Origin of the sequence: Nitrosospira sp. NRS527, from assembly GCF_018406445.1 — a bacterium.
Taxonomy (GTDB): Bacteria; Pseudomonadota; Gammaproteobacteria; order Burkholderiales; family Nitrosomonadaceae; genus Nitrosospira; species Nitrosospira briensis.
This window is the reverse complement of the sequence record NZ_AP024515.1, coordinates 2,841,194-2,861,188: the sequence shown is the minus strand read 5'-3', so window position 1 is coordinate 2,861,188 and position 19,995 is coordinate 2,841,194. Positions and strand designations below refer to the sequence as shown.

Here is a 19,995-nt window from a genome sequence, read left to right as displayed (position 1 = left end):
TTCAGAAAGATCGCCGGTGCATTTTGATTTTCGTATTTTCGAGGGTTTGAACGTCAAAATCAGCAGTCTTGCCACAGATAGCCGCGTGGTAAAACAGGGAGACACATTTCTGGCCTATGCCGGAGAAAGGAGCGACGGCCGAAACTTCATTCGCCAGGCCATCGCAGCGGGAGCCAACGCGGTATTGTGGGAACCTGAAGGTTTTGTATGGGATCCAGTATGGAAAGTGCCGAATTTGCCGATCTCCGGGCTGCAAGCCAAGACAGGCATTATTGCCGCTCACGTATATGGCCATCCATCGCAAAAATTATGGCTCATCGGTATTACAGGAACGAATGGCAAGACTTCCTGCAGCCATTGGATCGCCCAGGCCCTAGGTGCGCTGGGCAAGAAAACCGCGGTTATCGGCACGCTGGGCATCGGTTTTCCTGAAGAGCTGGAGTTCACCGCCAACACCACGCCGGATGCGGTGTTCTTGCAGCAGAAAATGGCGGATCTATTACGGCGTGGCGCTTGTTGCATGGCAATGGAGGTATCGTCGCACGGGATTGTGCAAGAACGCATCAACGGCTCGACATTCTCGGTGGCCTTGTTTACGAATCTGTCACGCGACCATCTCGATTACCACGGCAGCATGGAAGCGTATGCTGCCGCCAAGGCGCGGTTATTCCGCTGGCCCGGGCTCAGGCATGCCGTCCTTAATCTTGATGACGCGTTTGGCGTAGGCTTGTCAAATCACCTTCTGGAAACGGACACGCAAATAATAGGATATGGGTTCACGGAAGCAGCGACCCGGATTCGCGACACGACGAAATTCAGGATATTGCGAGGATACAATCTCAAGTCAACTCCTCAAGGCCTGGAGTTTGATATTGAATTTGAAGCCGAACATCTGGAGCTTAAAACTGAAGTGGCAGGACGCTTCAATGCGTCAAATTTATTGGGAGTACTCGCCACCCTGCTGGCCAGCGGCATCAGGCTGGTCGATGCAGTGCGAGCCTTGCGGGAAATTCGCCCTGTCGCAGGCAGAATGCAGCAAATCGGGGGCGGCGATCTGCCTCTTGTCGTTGTAGATTACGCCCATACGCCCGACGCCATGGAAAAAGTATTGACCACGTTGCGTGAAATTCTTCATTCTGGTCCCGCATCCAGTACTGGATCAGAAGCCCGAAACCCAAAATTGATCTGCGTGTTTGGCTGTGGGGGCGAGCGCGACCGCGGCAAGCGGCCTCTGTTGGGCGCAGTGGCGACACGGTTGGCTGATGAAGTCGTCGTCACAAATGACAATCCACGGCAGGAAGACCCCAATGTCATCATCAGCGAGATCGTGGCGGGTGCGGGCGTCAATCATCACATTGAAAAGGATAGGGCGAAGGCTATTTCCGGAGCGATTCATGATGCGCGGAAGGGCGACGTTATATTAATCGCGGGGAAGGGACACGAAGCCTACCAGGAAATAGATGGGCAAAAGCTTCCATTCAGCGATGTCGAGGTCGCTAGAAGGGTGCTGATGGAAAGGGCGCAGGTACAGGCATGATGACCGTGCGTGACGCAGCCAGCGCCCTGAACGGTAAGCAGTCTGGCGGAGACGCCTGCTTTACCGGAATCAGCACCGATAGCCGTACAGCAGGGCGCGGCGATTTGTTCGTCGCGCTGGTAGGGCCAAATTTTAATGGTCATGATTTTATTGCCGCGGTGAAGGATAAAGGTGCCGTGGCGGCAATGATCGATCGGGAGTTCGAGGCCAAAGCGCAGGAGTCTGGAATTCCTCTGATACGGGTGGAGAATACCCGCTTGGCATTGGGGCGACTCGCAGCATACTGGCGCGGGCATTTCAGGATACCGATGGTCGCGGTGACCGGCAGCAATGGCAAGACCACGGTAAAGGAAATGATCGCATCGATTTTACGGCGGGTGGCCGGGCCGGGTGGGCAGATGAGCGACCCGGATACGGTACTGGCGACGGAGGGCAATCTCAACAATGATATCGGTGTGCCCCTGATGCTCCTGCGGATGCGCGAGCGGCATGGCTATGCGGTGATCGAGATGGGAATGAATCATTCCGGCGAGATTTCATATTTGACCAATCTGGTAAAGCCTACCATCGCGCTGATCACCAATGCGGGGATGGCGCATGTCGAGGGGCTGGGTTCGGTGGAAGCCGTGGCACGGGCAAAGGGCGAGATTTTTGAGGGGCTCGATCAGGACGGAATAGCTGTCATCAACGCCGATGATTCGAACGCTCCGCTTTGGCGCAAGCTGGCAGGCAATAGAAGAGTCGTTGATTTCGGCCTTTCGGGCAAGTCAAAAGTCAGCGCGCGCTATCAATCCGATTTTTTCGGCAGCAGCATGACGCTAGTCCTGCCTGGCGGGGTTAAAGAGGTGCAATTACAGGTTCCAGGCGAGCATAACGTGCGAAACGCGCTTGCGGCGGCAGCGGTTGCGGTAGCCATGGGTATCGGCACGGAAGCAATAGCGTCAGGATTAAATGCATTTCACGGCGTGAAGGGACGTATGCAGAAAAAGTACGGCCGGCACGGAGCAACATTGATAGACGATAGTTATAATGCCAACCCCGATTCGGTACGGGCCGCTTTGGCGGTGCTGGCAAAAGCTGCCGGGACAAAGATTCTGGTATTGGGTGACATGGGTGAGCTCGGCGGCAGCGCGAGGGATTTCCATGAAAGTATTGGTACAGAGGCAAGAATGGCCGGGATTGATGGATTATTGGCCTTGGGCGAGTTGAGCGTCAATGCCACAAAAAAATTTGGCCCCGGCGGTCGGCATTTTACGAAAATCGAGGAATTACTGGCCGAGGTAGAGAGTCTGCTGAAGCCTGACGTCACGCTGCTGATAAAGGGGTCGCGCTTCATGCAAATGGAGCGCGTGGTCAAGAGTATCGAGTTATGACTCATGATGTATGAGCCATGACTCGTGGTTATGTTGAAATCATGAGCAAGCTGGTCCAATTGGTCTTTCCACGAGTCCCGAACAATATCCTGTTGTGGCGGGTGCGATGCTGCTAGAACTCGCTCAATGGCTTGCGAAGGACATCCGTGCGTTCAACGTGTTTCAGTACATCACATTGCGCACGGTTCTTGCCGCGCTCACCTCGCTTGCGATTTCGTTCATCGTAGGCCCTGCCATGATACGTAAGCTGACCGCTTACAAAATCGGGCAGTCGGTACGCAGCGATGGGCCCCAGACCCATCTTGTCAAAGCGGGCACACCCACGATGGGCGGCGCTCTGATACTCGTATCGATTGCCTTTTCAACGTTACTGTGGGCGGATCTGAGCAATCGCTATGTATGGGTGGTGCTCATCACCACGCTGGGCTTCGGCATCATTGGCTGGATAGATGATTATCGCAAGGTGGTATATCGCAATCCAAAAGGCCTCTCCGCTAGAGCCAAGCTCTTCTGGCAATCGGCAATAGCGATTCTGGTGGCGCTGTATCTTGCGTTAACGGCCGAACTGCCTGCCCAGACGACCATGATCGTCCCATTCTTCAAGCAAGTGGCGATACCGCTTGGCGTCACCGGGTTTGTCGCGCTTGCCTATTTAGTCATAGTGGGTACTAGCAATGCAGTGAACCTGACCGACGGCCTTGACGGCCTCGCCATCATGCCTACCGTCATGATCAGCAGCGCCCTGGCGATTTTTGCCTATGTGGCGGGGCACGCCGTATTTGCGAAATATCTGGGTATTCCTCATATCCCCCATGCGGGCGAGCTGGCTGTCTTCTGTGGTGCGCTGGCGGGCGCCGGGCTCGCCTTTCTCTGGTTCAATGCCTACCCGGCGGAAGTATTCATGGGGGATGTCGGCGCGCTTGCGCTTGGCGCCGCACTCGGGATCGTGACCGTGATAGTGCGCCAGGAGATCGTGCTGGTCATCATGGGCGGCGTATTCGTGGTGGAAACCTTGTCAGTGATGCTGCAGGTGGCGTCGTTCAAGTTGGTCGGGAAACGTATTTTTCGTATGGCGCCGTTGCATCATCACTACGAATTGAAGGGCTGGAAAGAAAATCAGGTAGTGGTTCGGTTCTGGATTATCACCATGATGCTGGTGTTGTTCGGTTTGTCCACGCTGAAATTGAGATGACCCATAAGCTTATGAATTTGCGAAATAAAGCGGTACTGGTGCTTGGGATGGGCGAGACCGGGCTCTCCATGGCCAAGTGGCTGTCGCGCATGGGAGCAAACGTCCGCGTGGCTGACAGCCGTACAGTTCCCCCTTGTATGGAAGATTTAAAACAGGCTCTGCCTCATGCCCTTATGTTCACCGGGGTCTTTGCCGCCGAGGCGTTTGCCGGTATCGACCTGATTGCTATCAGCCCCGGCGTATCTCAGGCAGAGAAGCTTGTGCGGCAGGCAATGAAGGACGGCGTGCCAGTGGTGGGAGATATGGAGCTTTTTGCCTTGGCAATCAAGTCGCTCAGTGCTTCAAGGCCAACAATAGTGGCCATTACCGGTTCCAATGGCAAGACAACGGTAACGGCCATGGTAGGGGCAATGGTAAAAAAAGTCGGGTGGGATGTCGAAGTGGCGGGAAACATCGGTCCTGCGGTGCTTGATGCACTGATGCGGCGGGTAGATTCAGGACGACTGCCGCAAGCCTGGATATTGGAGGTTTCCAGTTTTCAGTTGGAAACCATGCAAAACCTCGGTCCGGATGCGGCTACCGTGCTGAATTTAAGTGAAGACCATCTTGATCGCTACGATGGAATGCGGGACTACGCTGCGGCGAAGGCGAGAATATTTCTGGGTACTGCCGTTGGCCAAGACGACCATGCAGGGATACAAATATTGAATCGGGACGATTCCATGGTGCGTGAAATGGCGCTGAGGGGCCGTAAGAAGATAACTTTCGGCCTGGATTTACCCGTTAGCGACAGCGATTTCGGCCTGCTGCATGAAGACGGCAATTCGTGGTTGGTGCAAGGAGCCACGCGCTTGATGAAGACCAGTGATCTTGGCGTTTATGGCCTGCACAATGCGGCGAATGCGCTGGCTGCGCTAGCGCTGTGCCGTGCCGTTGCATTGCCGTTTGAGCCATTACTGCAGGCCTTGCGTGAATTTCGAAGCTTGCCGCATCGAATGGAAAACGTTGGAACCCATGGTGGTATCACTTTTTACGATGACTCGAAGGGTACCAATGTCGGGGCGACGGCAGCAGCGCTGGACGGCATGACGCAAAGCGTCGTTTTGATAGCCGGCGGCGTTGGCAAAGGACAGGATTTTGCGCCTTTGGCAAGGCCGATAGCGGAACACGCGCGGGCTGTGGTGCTGATCGGACGGGATGCAGTCAAAATTGCGAGCGCCATAAATCATTGCGGCGTGCCGCTGCATCATGCATCGACAATGGAAGAGGCGGTACAAAAAAGTTTTTGGCTGGCACAGGAAGGCGATGCGGTATTGATGTCGCCCGCATGTGCCAGCTTCGATATGTTCAAGAATTACGCGCATCGCGCCGAGGTATTCATTGCGGCGGTGAGACGGGTGCAGGCCAGGACTCCAGTCATGAATAATCACGTCATCCACTGATGATCTATCGGAGCCATATCGGGAGCCAGGAAGCGCTACCCCACTTTGATCAGTCCTTGATCTGGTCGGGCATATTGCTGCTGAGCCTGGGGCTGGTAATGGTTTATTCCGCCTCGATCTCGATCGCCGAGGCAGGGCGGGGCACCGATGGCTACCCCGCCTATTTCCTTGTTCGGCATGGTGTTTATCTGGTGGTGGGTCTACTGGCGGGTTTGATCGCATTTCAGGTGCCGATGCAGATGTGGCAGAAATATTCCTTCCACCTGTTTCTGCTCGGAGCAGTGTTGCTGCTGCTGGTGCTGATTCCCGGCATAGGCCGCGAAGTCAATGGCAGCCGGCGGTGGATATCGCTGGCGGTCGTGAATTTTCAACCGTCGGAATTCATGAAGCTGTTCATGGTGTTTTATGTCGCCAACTATACCGTTCGCAAGGCAGTTTACCTCGGGAGTTTTCGTAAAGGCTTTCTGCCCATGCTGATCGTGACGCTCGTTGTAGGTGTGCTGTTGCTGCTCGAGCCTGATTTCGGCGCATTCGTCGTGATTACCTCCATCATGATGGCGATATTGTTCCTGGGAGGAATAAACCTGAAGCTGTTCACCGGGCTGATTGGTTTTCTGATAGTTGCCCTGTTGGCGCTAGTCTGGATCGAGCCTTATCGCATGCAGCGTTTCTTCGGATTCATGGACCCATGGGACGATCCCTACGGAAAAGGATATCAGTTGAGCCATGCCCTGATTGCGTTCGGGCGGGGCGAATGGCTGGGTGTCGGCCTGGGTGGCAGCGTCGAGAAGCTTTTTTATCTGCCTGAAGCGCATACCGATTTTTTGCTTGCGGTGATTGCGGAGGAACTTGGTTTTATCGGGGTCATGACGGTAGTGGTGCTGTTTGCGTGGCTGATAATACGCGCCTTCATTATCGGCCGCCAGGCAGCGATGAGAGAGCGGCACTTCCCGGCCCTGGTGGCGCAAGGTATTGGCGTATGGCTGGGCGTGCAGGCATTCATCAACATGGGGGTAAACATGGGTGTGCTGCCGACCAAGGGATTAACGCTGCCGCTGATGAGCTTTGGCGGCAGCAGTATTGTCGTCAGTTGCATTACGCTGGCGGTCCTGCTGCGGGTGGACTGGGAAAATCGGCAGTTGACGAAGGGTTATACAGTATGAAAGCGGGTGAAAACCTGGATCGTAAACCTGAAGAATTGCTGCATGAGGCCGATGTGGGCTTATGGGCGGTTTCCGATAACGGGAACTGACTTGATCCATACCATTCTCATTATGGCTGGCGGAACGGGGGGGCATGTGTTTCCGGGGTTGGCGGTCGCGGAGCATATGAAGACCGCGGGATGGCGTGTGGTGTGGCTGGGGACCGAAGGTGGAATGGAAACCACGCTGGCACCGCGGCAAGGGTACCGCCTGGAGACTATCCGTTTTTCGGGTCTTCGCGGGAAGAACGCCCGAACCTGGCTGATGTTACCGCTGCGCCTGTTGATCGCATTTTGGCAAAGCGCCAAAGTGATACTCCGGGTGCGCCCGGACGTGGTGCTGGGTATGGGCGGCTATCCGGCCTTTCCCGGTGGCATGATGGCCTCACTGCTGGACAAGCCGCTGCTGATACACGAACAGAATTCCATTCCCGGCCTTGCCAACAGAATATTGGCGAAACTTGCTGACAGAGTGCTGCTGGGTTTTCCGGATGCGATCAAAAAAAGTAAAAAAGTGGCATTTTTCGGTAATCCTGTTCGTAAAGAAATTGGCCGGCTGGAAGCGCCGGAAAAAAGATACGCCATGCGCGACGGGCCGATGAAGTTATTGGTAATTGGAGGCAGCCTGGGTGCGCAAGCGCTGAATAGTGTCGTGCCGCAGGCGTTGAAGCGGATTCCTGAAAAACTGCGCCCGCTGGTAACGCACCAGGCAGGTGCAAGGCATCTGGACGCGCTGAGAAAAAACTATGTTGAGGCGGAAGTGGAAGGCGAGTTGGTCACATTCATTGACGACATGGCGGCCCACTACGCCGATTGCGACCTGGTGATCTGCCGTGCCGGGGCACTTACTATCGCTGAATTGAGCGCGGCGGGTGTTGCAAGCATTCTGGTGCCATTTCCTTATGCCGTGGACGATCATCAGACATGCAATGCGAAATTTCTGAGTGACAGGAATGCGGCGGTATTGCTGCCGCAACATGAATTGACGCCGCAAGGCCTGGCCGAATTATTGATGGGGTTCAGCCGTGGAAAACTTATGGAAATGGCTATGAAAGCCCGTGAACTGGCGAATCCGGATGCAACCAGATTAGTGGCGGAAGCATGCATGGGGATGATAAAAGCACAAAAATGAAAGTATCGGATATGAATAAAACTACCGTTCTTCCATCATGAGGCATAAGGTCAAGCATGTCCATTTTGTCGGCATCGGCGGCTCGGGTATGAGCGGAATCGCTGAGGTGTTGCTTAATTTGGGATATCAGGTCAGCGGCTCGGATTTGTCCGCCAGCGCAACCACTCGACGCCTGAGAAAACTGGGTGCCGTCGTTCACGTCGGTCATGCGAGAAGCCATGTAGCGTCCGCTGATGCGGTGGTGACTTCGACGGCAATAACGGCGGACAACCCGGAAGTTCTCGCCGCGCGAGAAAGTAAGGTACCGGTGGTTCCTCGTGCCATCATGCTGGCGGAACTGCTGAGGTTACGCCAGGGGATTGCGATTGCGGGCACCCATGGCAAGACCACTACCACCAGCCTGATTGCCAGCATTTTCGCCGAAGCGGGCATGGATCCGACATTCGTTATTGGCGGCAGGCTGGAAGCGGCAGGGTCCCACGCGAAGCTGGGTCGTGGTGAATTCATCGTGGTCGAGGCCGACGAATCCGATGCCTCATTTCTTTATTTGCAGCCTGTGCTGGCGGTGGTGACAAATATAGATGTCGACCACATGGAGACGTACGGTCACGATTTCAGCAAGCTCAAGCAGGCGTTCGTGGAATTTATCGAACACCTGCCTTTTTACGGTATGGCGGTATTGTGCGTGGACGATGCAAGCGTGCGGGAAATCATGGCTGCCATTACCAAGCCGATTACAACTTACGGCTTATCGGATGACGCGCAAGTTCGTGCCGCCGATATTCGCCATAGTGAAGGGCGGATGCATTTTACCGCGCTGGTAGGAACGAACGGCAAGACGCGCAAGCTCAAATGCATGCTTAATCTCCCGGGATTGCATAACGTGCAGAATGCACTCGCAGCGATCGCGGTATGCAATGAAGTGGGTTTGCCCGACGCCGCCATCATCGGGGCGTTAGCCGACTTCAGGGGCGTAGACCGGCGTTTTCAACGTTATGGCGAGATCAAACTGGCCGGCAACGGAAACGCGGGGGCGGGAAGCTTTACGCTCGTCGACGACTATGGTCATCATCCGGTCGAGATGGCGGCCACCATCGCGGCGGCACGCGGCGCGTTTCCCGGTCGCCGGTTGGTGCTGGCGTTTCAGCCGCACCGCTATACGCGCACGCGCGATCTGTTCGAGGATTTCGTCAAAGTGTTATCAACCGTCGATGTGCTGCTGTTGACGGAAGTTTATCCCGCGGGCGAAGTCGCCCTCATAGCGGCGGATAGCAAGTCGCTCGCGCGCGCGCTGAGAGTTCTAGGCAAGGTGGAGCCGATTTTTATCGAGACCGTGGACGAGCTGCCTTCCGCCATACATAGCGTGGTGCAGGACAATGACGTAATACTCGTGATGGGCGCGGGATCGGTGGGCAGGGTGGCGCCTGACCTTGCAAAGGATCAATGGACGGCTGGGGAGGAGACCGACCTGGCGGTGGAAGGGGAAGGATAAAAATCAGGCCGCTTTTCGTCGCACATGAATATGCGCAGGTTTCACGAATGGATATGTCGGAAATTAATTTTAACCACGGCTCAAGTGCACTTCGCGGCGAGATGCGCGTGAATCAGCCAATGAAAAAATATACTTCATGGCGTACCGGCGGCGTGGCGGAGCGTGTGTACCTGCCGGCAGATCTGGCTGATCTCGCGCACTTCCTGCGCGGCTTGCCCCAGGATGAGGCAGTGCATGTGATAGGACTCGGCAGCAATCTTCTGGTGCGTGATGGAGGTTTGCGGGGAACCGTTGTGGTGCTGCATGCCCGGCTTAACGACCTGCGGCTGGAGCAGGGCGATAGGGGTGACGCACTGATTTACGCCGGCGCGGGCGTAGCCTGCGCAAAAGTGGCGCGGTTTGCAGCCAAGCACGGCTTGGCCGGGGCAGAGTTTTTATCGGGTATACCCGGTACCGTTGGCGGGGCGCTGGCAATGAATGCAGGGTGCTACGGCGCCGAAACCTGGGAAATCGTATACAAGGTTCACACGCTGGGCCGTGCCGGGCAATTGCAAGCACGCCTGCCTGGAGACTACGAGATCGGTTATCGGCATGTTGCCTTGAAGCCCGATACGAGCGATGGCGGGCAGGGTGAGAAGGGTGAGTGCAAATCGGCGAATTTCCCGGATGAGGAATGGTTCGCAGGCGGCTGGTTCCAATTGCCGAAAGAGAAAGAGGCAGTGTCGCGGCAAAAGATCAAGGAATTGCTGACAAGACGTATCAATAGCCAGCCTTTGAACCTGCCCAATGCCGGTTCGGTATTCCGCAATCCGCCGGGCGACTGGGCCGCGCGACTGATCGAGTCATGCGGGCTGAAAGGTTTTCATATCGGGGGTGCGATGGTTTCGTCGACACATGCAAACTTTATCGTAAACACCGGCGCTGCCGTAGCGTCGGATATCGAAGCGGTGATAGACAGGGTACGTAAAACGGTAAAAGAGCAGACTGGCATCGAGCTGGTGCAAGAAGTACGAATCATCGGGGCTGTGAGCGAACACGGCGGGATTCTCGATTCCGCAACTCATTATTCTGTCGAGGAAGATCAAGATGGTGAGTAACCATGATTTTGGGAAAGTTGCCGTTCTCTTGGGCGGGCGTTCCGCTGAACGCGAGATTTCACTCCAGAGCGGCAAAGCCGTGCTGGATGCGCTAAGGCGTCAAGGTGTTGACGCACATCCATTCGATCCCTCTGAACAGCCGATGGAGGCGCTTCTGCAACAGGGGTTCAGTCGGGCCCATATTGCCCTGCATGGGCGCTATGGTGAAGACGGTACCGTGCAAGGCGCGTTGGAGCTGATGGGATTGCCTTATACCGGTAGCGGTGTGCTGGCGAGCGCGTTGGCGATGGATAAATGGCGCACGAAATTGCTCTGGCAGGCGGCCGGAATCAGTACGCCCCACTATGTTGTGCTTAATGAACAAACAGATTTTGATCTGGTTTCCAGAGAGCTCGGGCTGCCGCTGATCGTCAAGCCATCGCGGGAAGGGTCGACCCTCGGCCTGAGCAAGGTGGTCAAGGCAGCGGACCTGCCGGCAGCATTGGAGCTGGCGGCGCAGCATGACACCACCGTGCTGGCGGAGCAATTTATCGAAGGCATGGAGCTTACCATCGCCATCCTCGGAGAGACGACGTTACCCCTGGTTCGCATCCAGGCGGAAAGTGGCTTATACGATTATGAAGCCAAATATGTCTCCAATACCACCCGGTATTTTTGCCCAAGCGGCTTATCCGCTACTCAGGAGGACGCGATTCAGGCACAAGCATTGCAAGCGCACAAAATCCTGGGTTGCGAGGGATGGGGGAGGGTGGACGCGATTCTGGATGCGTCGCACCAGCTATATTTTCTTGAAACCAATACATCGCCCGGAATGACCACACACAGCCTTGTCCCCATGGCAGCGAAAGCCGCCGGCATTTCATTTGACGATCTGGTGCTGCGGATACTGGAACTGGCCCATGTGGGATAACCATCAGGCGCTCGCTGCGTTGGCGAACTGGCTGTTTGCGCTGGCTGCGCTGATAGTGGTCTACCTGATCAGCCAGTTGACGATCAATTCGCCTTTGTTTCCGTTGAAGGAGGTGAGCCTTGGCGGCAGTGGCGGCCGCCTCAAGCACGTGACGCGAGAACAGGTCGATGGGGTGGTTCGTAGCGCTGTTGCGGGAAATTTTTTTACAGTTGATCTGGAAGCGACCCGTAAAGCCTTCGTCAAGTTGCCGTGGGTGCGGACGGCCAGTGTGCGGCGCATCTGGCCGCAGGGCCTGGAAGTAACGCTGGAGGAACATATGGCCATGGCGCGCTGGAATGGCGGCGCACTGGTCAATTTACAGGGGGAAATATTCAATGCCGCGTCCGATGAACCATTACCTGAATTTGAAGGCCCGGAGGAAAGCGCAAGCGAAATGGCCAGACAGTACGCAGCGTTTAAAAAAATGCTGCAACCCCTGCAGCAGAACATCGCACGGATGAGCCTTTCCGACCGTCGTGCCTGGCGGATCAGCCTGGAGAATGGAACGTTGCTCGAGCTCGGACGCGAGCAGATGGGCATGCGGCTGGAGCGTTACGTGCAGGTGCAAGACCGCAGCCTTGTGCAGTTAAATCAGCAATTGACTTATGTCGACCTGCGTTATCCGAGCGGCTTTGCTGTCCGTTAAGCACATGGCGCGATGGTGAAACAAAATGGATGTGATAGAAATGCCGGCAGATTCAGGGCTTGTAAGATAGATGAATAGAAGCAACGAAACGAAAAATCTGATTGTGGGGCTCGATATCGGCACTTCGAAGATCGTGGCTATTGTCGCGGAGGTGAAACCCGAGGGCGGGTATGAAGTTATCGGCATGGGCAGCCATCCTTCACGCGGTCTGAAGAAAGGGGTCGTAGTGAACATCGAGACCACGGTCAACGCGATTCAGCGGGCATTGGAAGAAGCTGAGTTGATGGCCGACTGCAGGATCCGGGAAGTTTATACCGGCATTGCCGGTAGCCATATCAAGAGTTTCAATTCGCATGGGATGGTGGCCATCAAGGATAAGGAAGTGTCGCGACTGGATGTGGAGCGTGTGATGGAAACCGCCAAGGCAGTGAATATCCTCAATGACCAGCAAGTTCTCCATGTACTCAATCAGGAGTTCATCATAGATGGGCAGGAGGACGTGCGCGAGCCCATCGGCATGAGTGGTATACGGCTGGAAGTGAGAGTGCATATCGTGACCGGCGCCGTATCCGCGGCACAGAATATCATGAAGTGCGTACGGCGCTGCGGGCTCGAGGTGCGTGACCTCGTGCTGCAGCCGCTGGCCTCGGCCATGGCGGTGCTATCGGAAGACGAAAAGGATCTGGGCGTCTGCCTGGTGGATATCGGCGGGGGTACAACCGACCTTGCGGTATTCACACATGGCGCCATTCGCCATACCGCGGTGATTCCAATTGCCGGCGACCAGATTACGAATGACATCGCAATGGCGCTTCGCACCCCCACCAAGGATGCCGAAGACATCAAGTGCCGCTACGGTTGCGCCTTGCGCGGTATGGCTGACCCGCACGAAATGGTGGAAGTGGCGGGCGTAGGCGACCGTGGAACACGCCAGCTTTCCAGGCAAACACTGGCGGAAGTCATCGAACCCCGCGTGGAAGAGCTCTATTCGCTGGTGCAGGCTGAGCTGCGCCGCAGTGGCTTCGAGGAACTGCTGTCATCCGGGATCGTCATTACCGGCGGCAGCAGCTCCCTTCAAGGTATGGTGGAGCTCGGCGAAGAGATATTCCATATGCCTGTACGGCTCGGCCTTCCGCACTATCACGGCAGCCTGGAAGAAGTAGTGCTTACGCCGCGATGCTCTACCGGCATTGGCTTGATACTGGCCGGCATGGAACAGCTCCAACGACACCAGCACACCCGGCTGCAGGGCAACTCGTTCAAGCGAATTCTGGAAAGGATGAAAAGTTGGTTTCAAGTCAATTTTTGAGGTCTCCTGTCCGAAGGACCCAAAAATGAGGGAGATCCCTTTTCGACAGCGAAAGGGGCGGCTGGCAGCAGCGTTCAAAAGCGGAAAGACTTAAGACTTAAATAACAATACTGTTCAGTTAATACAATTCCTAAAGGAGAGCATTATGTTTGAAATCATGGATACAGAAACACAGGAAGCCGTCATCAAGGTCATAGGCGTGGGCGGTTGCGGGGGTAACGCGGTGGATCACATGATCCAGAACGGCGTGCAAGGCGTCGAATTCATTTGTGCCAACACCGATGCCCAGGCATTGAAGCGGAATCAGGCGCGTACCCTGCTGCAAATGGGATCAGCGATCACAAAGGGACTGGGTGCCGGCGCAGATCCTGAAATCGGGCGTAACGCAGCGTTGGAAGACCGCGACCGGATCGCCGAACTGATTGAAGGCGCGGACATGCTGTTCATTACCGCCGGAATGGGCGGCGGTACCGGGACCGGCGCGGCACCGGTAGTGGCGCAAGTGGCCAAGGAAATGGGAATTCTTACCGTGGCAGTGGTTACCAAGCCCTTTTCGTTCGAGGGCAGGCGACTTAAAGCGGCCCAGGCGGGAATGGAAGCGTTGACGCAATATGTCGATTCGCTGATCGTAATCCCCAACGATAAGCTGATGCTGGTCCTGGGCGAAGACGTGAGCATGCTCGATGCATTCAAGGCCGCCAACAACGTACTGTATGGCGCCGTTGCCGGCATCGCGGAAGTTATCAATTGCCCGGGCCTTGTCAATGTCGATTTTGCCGACGTAAAAACAGTGATGTCGGAAATGGGCATGGCAATGATGGGTTCGGCATTTGCCTCAGGAGCGGATCGGGCGCGCGCGGCGGCGGAGCAGGCTGTCGCCAGCCCGCTGCTGGAAGATGTGGATCTTTCCGGTGCGCGAGGAGTATTGGTAAACATTACCGCCAGCTCAGCAATGAAGATGCGCGAGGTTCACGAGGTGATGAATACAATCAAGGACTTTACCGCGGAAGATGCCACCGTGATAGTTGGTACGGTCATCGACGAAAATATGGAGGAAAATCTCCGGGTGACCATGGTTGCCACAGGGCTGGGCGGCGTCGTCAACCGCATGCAACCCAAGCCGCTAAGCGTGATCCACACGCGCACCGGGACAGACAATACCCTGTCGTCGGACGGTGTGAACTGGAAGGATCTGGATGCCCCGGCCGCGTTACGTACGAATAGACGGCGCGATGCGACCATTGAGGCCATGAAACAATCGGGAGTCGACGTCCTGGATATTCCCGCGTTCCTGAGGAAGCAAGCGGATTAAGCATTGCGTATGAATAAATGAACTACTCGTTCACCGGAATGCGCCTCATGGAGGCTGAGGCCGGTTCTCGAGAGCTGTGATCGCCAGCGGAGTTTGTGGCCCGATAGGGCGGAAGGCCGAGCGGTCCTCCGCGTTCCGTGGCGAGTTTGTCACTACTTATCCGCAGATCGTGAATTTATCGGGCAAGGCGCGATATCGCCTGATGCGCATGCGTTATACGAATCTATCCAGAAATCCACCGACGTCGCCAACCATTGCCGCGAGTAGACGATTTTAGATGATATCCGGGTCGTAGCCGTTCTGCTCACCTTCCATTCGCTGTTTTTCCAGCAATGATTCGACTGCAGTTTTTAGAGGTGATGGCGACAATCCCGAGGCCAATTCACTCAGCTTTTCCATGCCGGCCCGGCCTATCCGCATTTTTCTACCGGATAAATCACCCCTACGAATATTGAGGTAATCTGCTTGCACAGCAAGTCGAATTGCAGTAACCTCATAGCCCATCGCTTGAAACTTTAATAATAACGACGGCAACGTCTGTCTGAGTTTTGCCGCAATTGCACCGTTACCTGCACATATCGTCAGGTTTCCTTCAAAGAATCCGCCTAGCGCGCAGTGTTGAGCCAGTTGGTGCGGAACGATTTTCGAGAATGCCTGCTGCATCGCGGTTAACTCGTCCATGTAGCTGAATAATCGCTGATGCTTGGGCGTCAGCCTTAGGGTTCCAAGGTAGAAATTTATCTTGCGGACGGTCATAGCTGAAGAATAATTTAGGGAATGAGATGCATATTATTCTAATTTCCAATAATTTGAAAAAACCGAAAACCTTGACCTTGACCGGCGTGCATCTTGTACTTCTGGCAGGGGGAGGAGTTTTAGCTTCTGTATTGTTTGCGATGGGGTTGAATTATCTTTCTCTTCGGTATGCCGACAAGATCGACAGTCCTTCCCTGAGATCGCTGGTTTCGAGTGTACAGCAGGAGGAACATAAAAAAAACCAGTCGTACCTGCGCGATAGTCTCAATGCCATGGCTGTCAGAATGGGTCAGATGCAGGCACAGCTGCTGCGGCTGGACTCCGTAGGCGCTCGTCTGGCGGAATTATCAGGTATCAAGCCTCAGGAATTTCGGTTTAATCAGAATCCCGGTCAGGGCGGAACCGTATCGACGCTGCCATCCGAGGATATGTCATTTGCGGAGTTCAACAACAAGATCCAGGAGCTGTCGCTCGCATTGGATGACCGTAGCGACAAGCTTGGCGCACTGGATTCATTGTTGATGCAGGACAGGCTCAAGAAGAAAATGCTCCCATCCGTGATGCCCGTGAACACAAAATGGTACTCCTCGGGTTTCGGAGTGCGTATAGATCCTTTTACGGGAAAACGTATTTTTCATGAAGGAGTTGATTTCTCGGCTGCAACAGGTACGCCTATCGTGGCTGCGGCGGGCGGCGTGGTAGTGTATTCCGATTTTCACCCTGAATATGGTAATATGATCGATGTTGACCACGGCAATGATTTCGTCAGCCGTTATGCTCATGCTTCCAAGCGCTTGGTCAGGCTGGGCCAAGTCGTGGTGCGCGGACAGAAGATCGCGGAAGTGGGCAGCACTGGCCGTTCTACCGGCCCTCATCTGCATTTTGAGGTCCGGCACAGGGGCTCGCCGCAAAACCCGTCACGATTCTTGAAGATGCCCGGTTGAGCCGGGTCAATACTCTGCGGGTGGGGGTGAGGCCAAAAACCTCACCCCTTATTTTTTGTGCATCGCTTAACAGAATTTTTGGGATTTCATGCTGAACAATCTGCTCAAGAAAGTTTTCGGGAGCCGTAACGACAGGCTGATCAAGCAGTATTTCCAGACCGTGGCGACGATCAACGCGCTGGAAGCCAAGGTCGCGGCGCTTACCGACGCCGAACTGCGTGCAAAGACCGAGGAATTCAGGCAGCGCATTGCCGACGGGACAACCCTTGACGCTTTACTGCCCGAGGTATTCGCCGTGGTACGCGAAACCGGCAAACGGGTACTCGGGATGCGCCATTTCGACGTTCAATTGATCGGGGGCATGGTCCTGCACAGCGGCAAGATTGCCGAGATGCGAACAGGCGAAGGTAAAACGCTGATGGCGACCTTGCCCGCTTATCTCAATGCACTGGCTGGCAAGGGCGTTCACCTTGTTACCGTGAATGACTATCTCGCCAAACGGGATGCGGAGTGGATGGGGCATCTTTATCAATTCCTCGGTATCAGCGTGGGTGTAATCCTTTCACAGATGGATCACGGTGAAAAGCAGGCCGCCTACGCAGCCGACATAACCTACGGCACCAATAACGAATTCGGTTTCGACTACTTGCGCGATAACATGGTGAACCACCCCACCGAGCGGGTGCAGCGTGTGCTTAATTATGCCATCGTTGACGAAGTCGATTCAATCTTGATTGATGAGGCGCGCACGCCGTTGATTATCTCCGGCCAGGCTGAAGGTAACACCGAAGTATATGTGCGCATGAATGCGCTGATTCCGAAACTGGTTCGCCAGGAAACCGAGAAAAGTGCCGGTGACTTCAGCGTAGACGAAAAAGCCCAGCAGGTGCTGTTGAGCGAGGAAGGTTTCGAGCATGCAGAAAACTTGCTTGCCGGGGCTGGATTGCTGCCTCCGGGAACCAGCCTCTACGATCCGGCCAATATCAATCTCGTCCATCATCTGTACGCTGGCCTGCGTGCACACGCGTTATTCCATCTTGACCAGCACTACGTGATACAGAATGGCGAGGTGGTCATCGTCGATGAGTTTACCGGGCGGCTCATGTCTGGCAGGCGCTGGTCGGAGGGATTGCATCAGGCGGTGGAAGCAAAGGAAGGTGTTCCGATCCAGAAGGAGAACCAGACACTCGCCTCGATTACTTTCCAGAACTATTTCCGCATGTATCAGAGACTGGCCGGCATGACGGGCACAGCCGACACCGAGGCTTTCGAGTTCCAGCAAATTTACGGGCTCGAAACCGTCATCATTCCAACCCATCGACCGATGATCCGCAATGACCGGATGGATCAGGTATTCCGCACCATGGGAGAAAAGAACCGCGCCATCATCGAGGATATCAGGGATTGTCATCAGAGGGGGCAGCCTGTTCTCGTCGGAACGACCTCTATTGAGAATAATGAGGAACTGTCCGGGTTATTGACTCGCGAGAAGTTGCCGCACCAGGTATTGAATGCGAAGCAGCATGCGAGAGAAGCGGAGATCGTCATCCAGGCCGGACGTCCCGAAATGATCACGATCGCCACGAATATGGCGGGTCGCGGAACCGATATTGTACTGGGCGGCAATCCGGAGCCTGAACTCGAGCGTGTTCGTGCCGACGAGAACATGAGCGAACCGGAAAAACTCCAGCGAATCGGGGAGTTGCAGCAGCAATGGCAACTTCTTCACGATGAGGTGCTGAAAAAAGGTGGATTACATATTATTGGCACCGAGCGACATGAATCCCGCCGGGTGGACAATCAGTTGCGCGGTCGTTCGGGCCGCCAGGGCGATGCGGGTTCCAGCCGTTTTTATCTTTCGCTGGAAGATCCACTGCTGCGTATCTTTGCATCCGATCGCGTAGCAAGCATCATGCAGCGGCTCAACATGCCGGAGGGCGAGGCCATTGAGCATCCCTGGGTCACTCGCGCGATTGAAAACGCCCAGCGCAAGGTGGAAGCCCGTAATTTCGACATACGGAAGCAGCTGCTGGAATACGACGATGTCGCCAACGATCAGCGCAAGGTAATCTATGAGCAACGGAGTGAGCTTCTGGAGTCGCAAGACATTTCGGAAACGATTACCGCAATGCGCGACGACGTGTTGCGCGGTCTTGTCGCTCTTTATATTCCAGCGCAAAGTGTAGAGGAGGAATGGGACATTCCGGGGCTGGAGAAGGCATTGGCCGCCGAGTATCAATTGGCATTGCCATTACAGGAGTGGCTGGAGAAGGAACCCGACCTGCATGACGAAAACATGCATCAGCGAATCAGCGCAGCAGCGCAAGAATATTATTCAGGAAAGGTCGATCAGGTTGGCGCGAATGTCATGCATCAGTACGAGCGTGCCGTCATGCTGCAAAGTCTCGATATCCACTGGCGGGAGCATCTCTCGGCGCTGGATCATCTGCGTCAGGGTATCCATCTTCGAGGATATGCCCAGAAAAACCCCAAACAGGAGTATAAGCGAGAGGCTTTCGAGCTGTTCACTTCCATGCTGGAGGGCATCAAGGCGGAAGTTACCAAAACGCTGATGACCGTGCAGATAAGAAGCGAGCAGCAGGTGGAAGCCGTGGCGGAAACACAACGCTCGCCCATAAACGTGCAGTATCACCATGCGGCTTTCGAAGAAGCGCTGGGCGAAGAGGAATCTTTCGAAGGTGGCGAATCAAACCGCGACGCTGAGGATCATCCAGAGAAGCATCAACCGTTCGTGCGCCAAGGGGAGAAGATTGGACGCAATGATCCATGCCCTTGCGGATCAGGGAAAAAGTATAAACAATGCCACGGCAAGCTCAGCTAATGGGCATTCAATCCGGATATAGCCTCAAATCAACCTCAGGCACGTGGCGCCTGAGGCGAGTAGCATAGCGGCCATGACACATCCAGACCCCCGGCTGTAATTTGCAAGCAGGGGGTTGTTCCGGAACAGCGCTTGTTATTTTACGCGTTTCTGAAAATATTCGTCGTAGCGGAAAATGTAGTCCTTATCTGTCAGCGGCAGATGGCATGCGCGGCAGGTTGCCGTATTGTCCGGCGCTTTCGTTGTCGCATCAGCCATGTACATGGAATATACCCAATCTCCGTTTCTGAGTTCCGGAGGCGTCACGCTTTCACCCCAGCCCGCGCCCTTGCCCATTACGCCGATTTTCGACAACTCACCCTTGACAAATTTACCATCGGCGCCCTTTAGAGGGGTACCGTCAGAGGCTTCCCTGACCTTGTAAATCTCCATCACGGAAATGGTCCCGTTAGGAAATTCATCGCCCATTTTGGTGCTATGTCCGGTGGGGTTGATATAGATTTCGCGGACTTGCTTGACGTCGGCTCGCTGCACATCAGATAAAAACTTCGGCCAGCTCTTATAGTCCGCAGGTACGGGCAACTCGCTATCCGAGTATTTTTGAACCTGAGGCGATGGCGGCACCTGCGCACAACCTACAAACACCGTAGCCAGCGCCATAGCTGTAACGGCCCCCCATGTAACATGTTTCATCTTTTTTCTCCTATTGTCGAGCGACGCCAAGAATTCGCATAAGCTGTTTTTACGGGCTGTCCGCCGGTCCGGTTGATA

The 19,995-nt window shown here is 55.1% G+C and carries 16 protein-coding genes; 14 read left to right on the top strand and 2 right to left on the bottom strand.

The features are described 5' to 3' along the window. The first annotated feature begins 16 nt into the window (after positions 1-16). From KJS40_RS12750 to ftsZ, 12 genes are all read left to right on the top strand, one after another. Complete coding sequence (locus KJS40_RS12750; protein WP_348529528.1) at positions 17-1,537, top strand: UDP-N-acetylmuramoyl-L-alanyl-D-glutamate--2,6-diaminopimelate ligase; 1,521 nt, start codon at positions 17-19, stop codon at positions 1,535-1,537. Continuing rightward, the gene (gene murF / locus KJS40_RS12745; protein ID WP_213538266.1) at positions 1,534-2,910 is read left to right on the top strand and encodes a UDP-N-acetylmuramoyl-tripeptide--D-alanyl-D-alanine ligase; all 1,377 of its coding nucleotides are present in this window, start codon (positions 1,534-1,536) and stop codon (positions 2,908-2,910) included. The genes KJS40_RS12750 and murF overlap by 4 nt, the downstream gene beginning before the upstream one ends. Positions 2,911-3,016: 106 nt before the next feature. Next, positions 3,017-4,102, top strand: coding sequence for a phospho-N-acetylmuramoyl-pentapeptide-transferase (gene mraY, locus KJS40_RS12740; protein WP_213538265.1), 1,086 nt, complete (start codon positions 3,017-3,019; stop codon positions 4,100-4,102). Between the two features lie 11 nt (positions 4,103-4,113). Continuing rightward, entirely contained in the window at positions 4,114-5,544 is a 1,431-nt protein-coding gene (murD, locus tag KJS40_RS12735; protein ID WP_213539851.1) for a UDP-N-acetylmuramoyl-L-alanine--D-glutamate ligase, read from the top strand. Beyond that, the gene (gene ftsW, locus KJS40_RS12730; protein WP_213538264.1) at positions 5,544-6,707 is read left to right on the top strand and encodes a putative lipid II flippase FtsW; all 1,164 of its coding nucleotides are present in this window, start codon (positions 5,544-5,546) and stop codon (positions 6,705-6,707) included. Before murD ends, ftsW begins: the two co-directional genes overlap by 1 nt. A gap of 90 nt (positions 6,708-6,797) precedes the next feature. Beyond that, positions 6,798-7,877 (top strand): undecaprenyldiphospho-muramoylpentapeptide beta-N-acetylglucosaminyltransferase, encoded by a 1,080-nt coding sequence (gene murG, locus KJS40_RS12725; protein WP_244859597.1) that lies wholly within the window; start codon positions 6,798-6,800, stop codon positions 7,875-7,877. 37 nt (positions 7,878-7,914) lie between these two features. Continuing rightward, positions 7,915-9,369, top strand: a complete 1,455-nt coding sequence (gene murC / locus KJS40_RS12720; protein WP_213538263.1) for a UDP-N-acetylmuramate--L-alanine ligase — start codon at positions 7,915-7,917, stop codon at positions 9,367-9,369. 47 nt (positions 9,370-9,416) lie between these two features. After that, entirely contained in the window at positions 9,417-10,466 is a 1,050-nt protein-coding gene (gene murB, locus KJS40_RS12715; RefSeq protein ID WP_213538262.1) for a UDP-N-acetylmuramate dehydrogenase, read from the top strand. Beyond that, positions 10,456-11,376, top strand: coding sequence for a D-alanine--D-alanine ligase (locus tag KJS40_RS12710; protein ID WP_213538261.1), 921 nt, complete (start codon positions 10,456-10,458; stop codon positions 11,374-11,376). Before murB ends, KJS40_RS12710 begins: the two co-directional genes overlap by 11 nt. Continuing rightward, entirely contained in the window at positions 11,366-12,061 is a 696-nt protein-coding gene (locus tag KJS40_RS12705) for a cell division protein FtsQ/DivIB (RefSeq protein WP_213538260.1), read from the top strand. The genes KJS40_RS12710 and KJS40_RS12705 overlap by 11 nt, the downstream gene beginning before the upstream one ends. A gap of 70 nt (positions 12,062-12,131) precedes the next feature. Beyond that, complete coding sequence (ftsA, locus tag KJS40_RS12700) at positions 12,132-13,370, top strand: cell division protein FtsA (RefSeq protein WP_090458734.1); 1,239 nt, start codon at positions 12,132-12,134, stop codon at positions 13,368-13,370. A gap of 145 nt (positions 13,371-13,515) precedes the next feature. After that, positions 13,516-14,682 carry a cell division protein FtsZ gene (gene ftsZ, locus KJS40_RS12695; RefSeq protein ID WP_025040811.1) on the top strand — a complete coding sequence of 389 codons (1,167 nt, stop codon included), beginning with the start codon at positions 13,516-13,518 and terminating at the stop codon, positions 14,680-14,682. Positions 14,683-14,955: 273 nt separating this feature from the next. Here ftsZ and KJS40_RS12690 read toward each other — a convergent pair whose 3' ends face one another. Beyond that, positions 14,956-15,438 carry a DUF721 domain-containing protein gene (locus KJS40_RS12690; protein WP_025040810.1) on the bottom strand — a complete coding sequence of 161 codons (483 nt, stop codon included), beginning with the start codon at positions 15,436-15,438 and terminating at the stop codon, positions 14,956-14,958. A gap of 26 nt (positions 15,439-15,464) precedes the next feature. On the opposite strand from KJS40_RS12690, the gene KJS40_RS12685 reads away from it, so the two are divergent. After that, positions 15,465-16,382, top strand: a complete 918-nt coding sequence (locus KJS40_RS12685; protein ID WP_025040809.1) for a M23 family metallopeptidase — start codon at positions 15,465-15,467, stop codon at positions 16,380-16,382. Positions 16,383-16,470: 88 nt separating this feature from the next. Beyond that, positions 16,471-19,224 (top strand): preprotein translocase subunit SecA, encoded by a 2,754-nt coding sequence (gene secA, locus KJS40_RS12680; RefSeq protein ID WP_213538259.1) that lies wholly within the window; start codon positions 16,471-16,473, stop codon positions 19,222-19,224. A gap of 135 nt (positions 19,225-19,359) precedes the next feature. Here secA and KJS40_RS12675 read toward each other — a convergent pair whose 3' ends face one another. Beyond that, positions 19,360-19,917 (bottom strand): cytochrome P460 family protein, encoded by a 558-nt coding sequence (locus KJS40_RS12675; protein ID WP_213538258.1) that lies wholly within the window; start codon positions 19,915-19,917, stop codon positions 19,360-19,362. Positions 19,918-19,995 lie beyond the last annotated feature (78 nt).

What these genes read in the sequence shown, in the direction of transcription:
- murB (WP_213538262.1), top strand. Translation starts at nt 9,417, where the DNA reads ATGGATATGTCGGAAATTAATTTTAACCACGGCTCAAGTGCACTTCGC.
- KJS40_RS12685 (WP_025040809.1), top strand. Translation starts at nt 15,465, where the DNA reads ATGCATATTATTCTAATTTCCAATAATTTGAAAAAACCGAAAACCTTG.
- ftsZ (WP_025040811.1), top strand. Translation starts at nt 13,516, where the DNA reads ATGTTTGAAATCATGGATACAGAAACACAGGAAGCCGTCATCAAGGTC.
- ftsW (WP_213538264.1), top strand. Translation starts at nt 5,544, where the DNA reads ATGATCTATCGGAGCCATATCGGGAGCCAGGAAGCGCTACCCCACTTT.
- murD (WP_213539851.1), top strand. Translation starts at nt 4,114, where the DNA reads ATGAATTTGCGAAATAAAGCGGTACTGGTGCTTGGGATGGGCGAGACC.
- KJS40_RS12690 (WP_025040810.1), bottom strand. Translation starts at nt 15,438, where the DNA reads ATGACCGTCCGCAAGATAAATTTCTACCTTGGAACCCTAAGGCTGACG.
- mraY (WP_213538265.1), top strand. Translation starts at nt 3,017, where the DNA reads ATGCTGCTAGAACTCGCTCAATGGCTTGCGAAGGACATCCGTGCGTTC.
- KJS40_RS12705 (WP_213538260.1), top strand. Translation starts at nt 11,366, where the DNA reads ATGTGGGATAACCATCAGGCGCTCGCTGCGTTGGCGAACTGGCTGTTT.
- KJS40_RS12675 (WP_213538258.1), bottom strand. Translation starts at nt 19,917, where the DNA reads ATGAAACATGTTACATGGGGGGCCGTTACAGCTATGGCGCTGGCTACG.
- KJS40_RS12710 (WP_213538261.1), top strand. Translation starts at nt 10,456, where the DNA reads ATGGTGAGTAACCATGATTTTGGGAAAGTTGCCGTTCTCTTGGGCGGG.
- secA (WP_213538259.1), top strand. Translation starts at nt 16,471, where the DNA reads ATGCTGAACAATCTGCTCAAGAAAGTTTTCGGGAGCCGTAACGACAGG.
- ftsA (WP_090458734.1), top strand. Translation starts at nt 12,132, where the DNA reads ATGAATAGAAGCAACGAAACGAAAAATCTGATTGTGGGGCTCGATATC.
- murC (WP_213538263.1), top strand. Translation starts at nt 7,915, where the DNA reads ATGAGGCATAAGGTCAAGCATGTCCATTTTGTCGGCATCGGCGGCTCG.
- murF (WP_213538266.1), top strand. Translation starts at nt 1,534, where the DNA reads ATGATGACCGTGCGTGACGCAGCCAGCGCCCTGAACGGTAAGCAGTCT.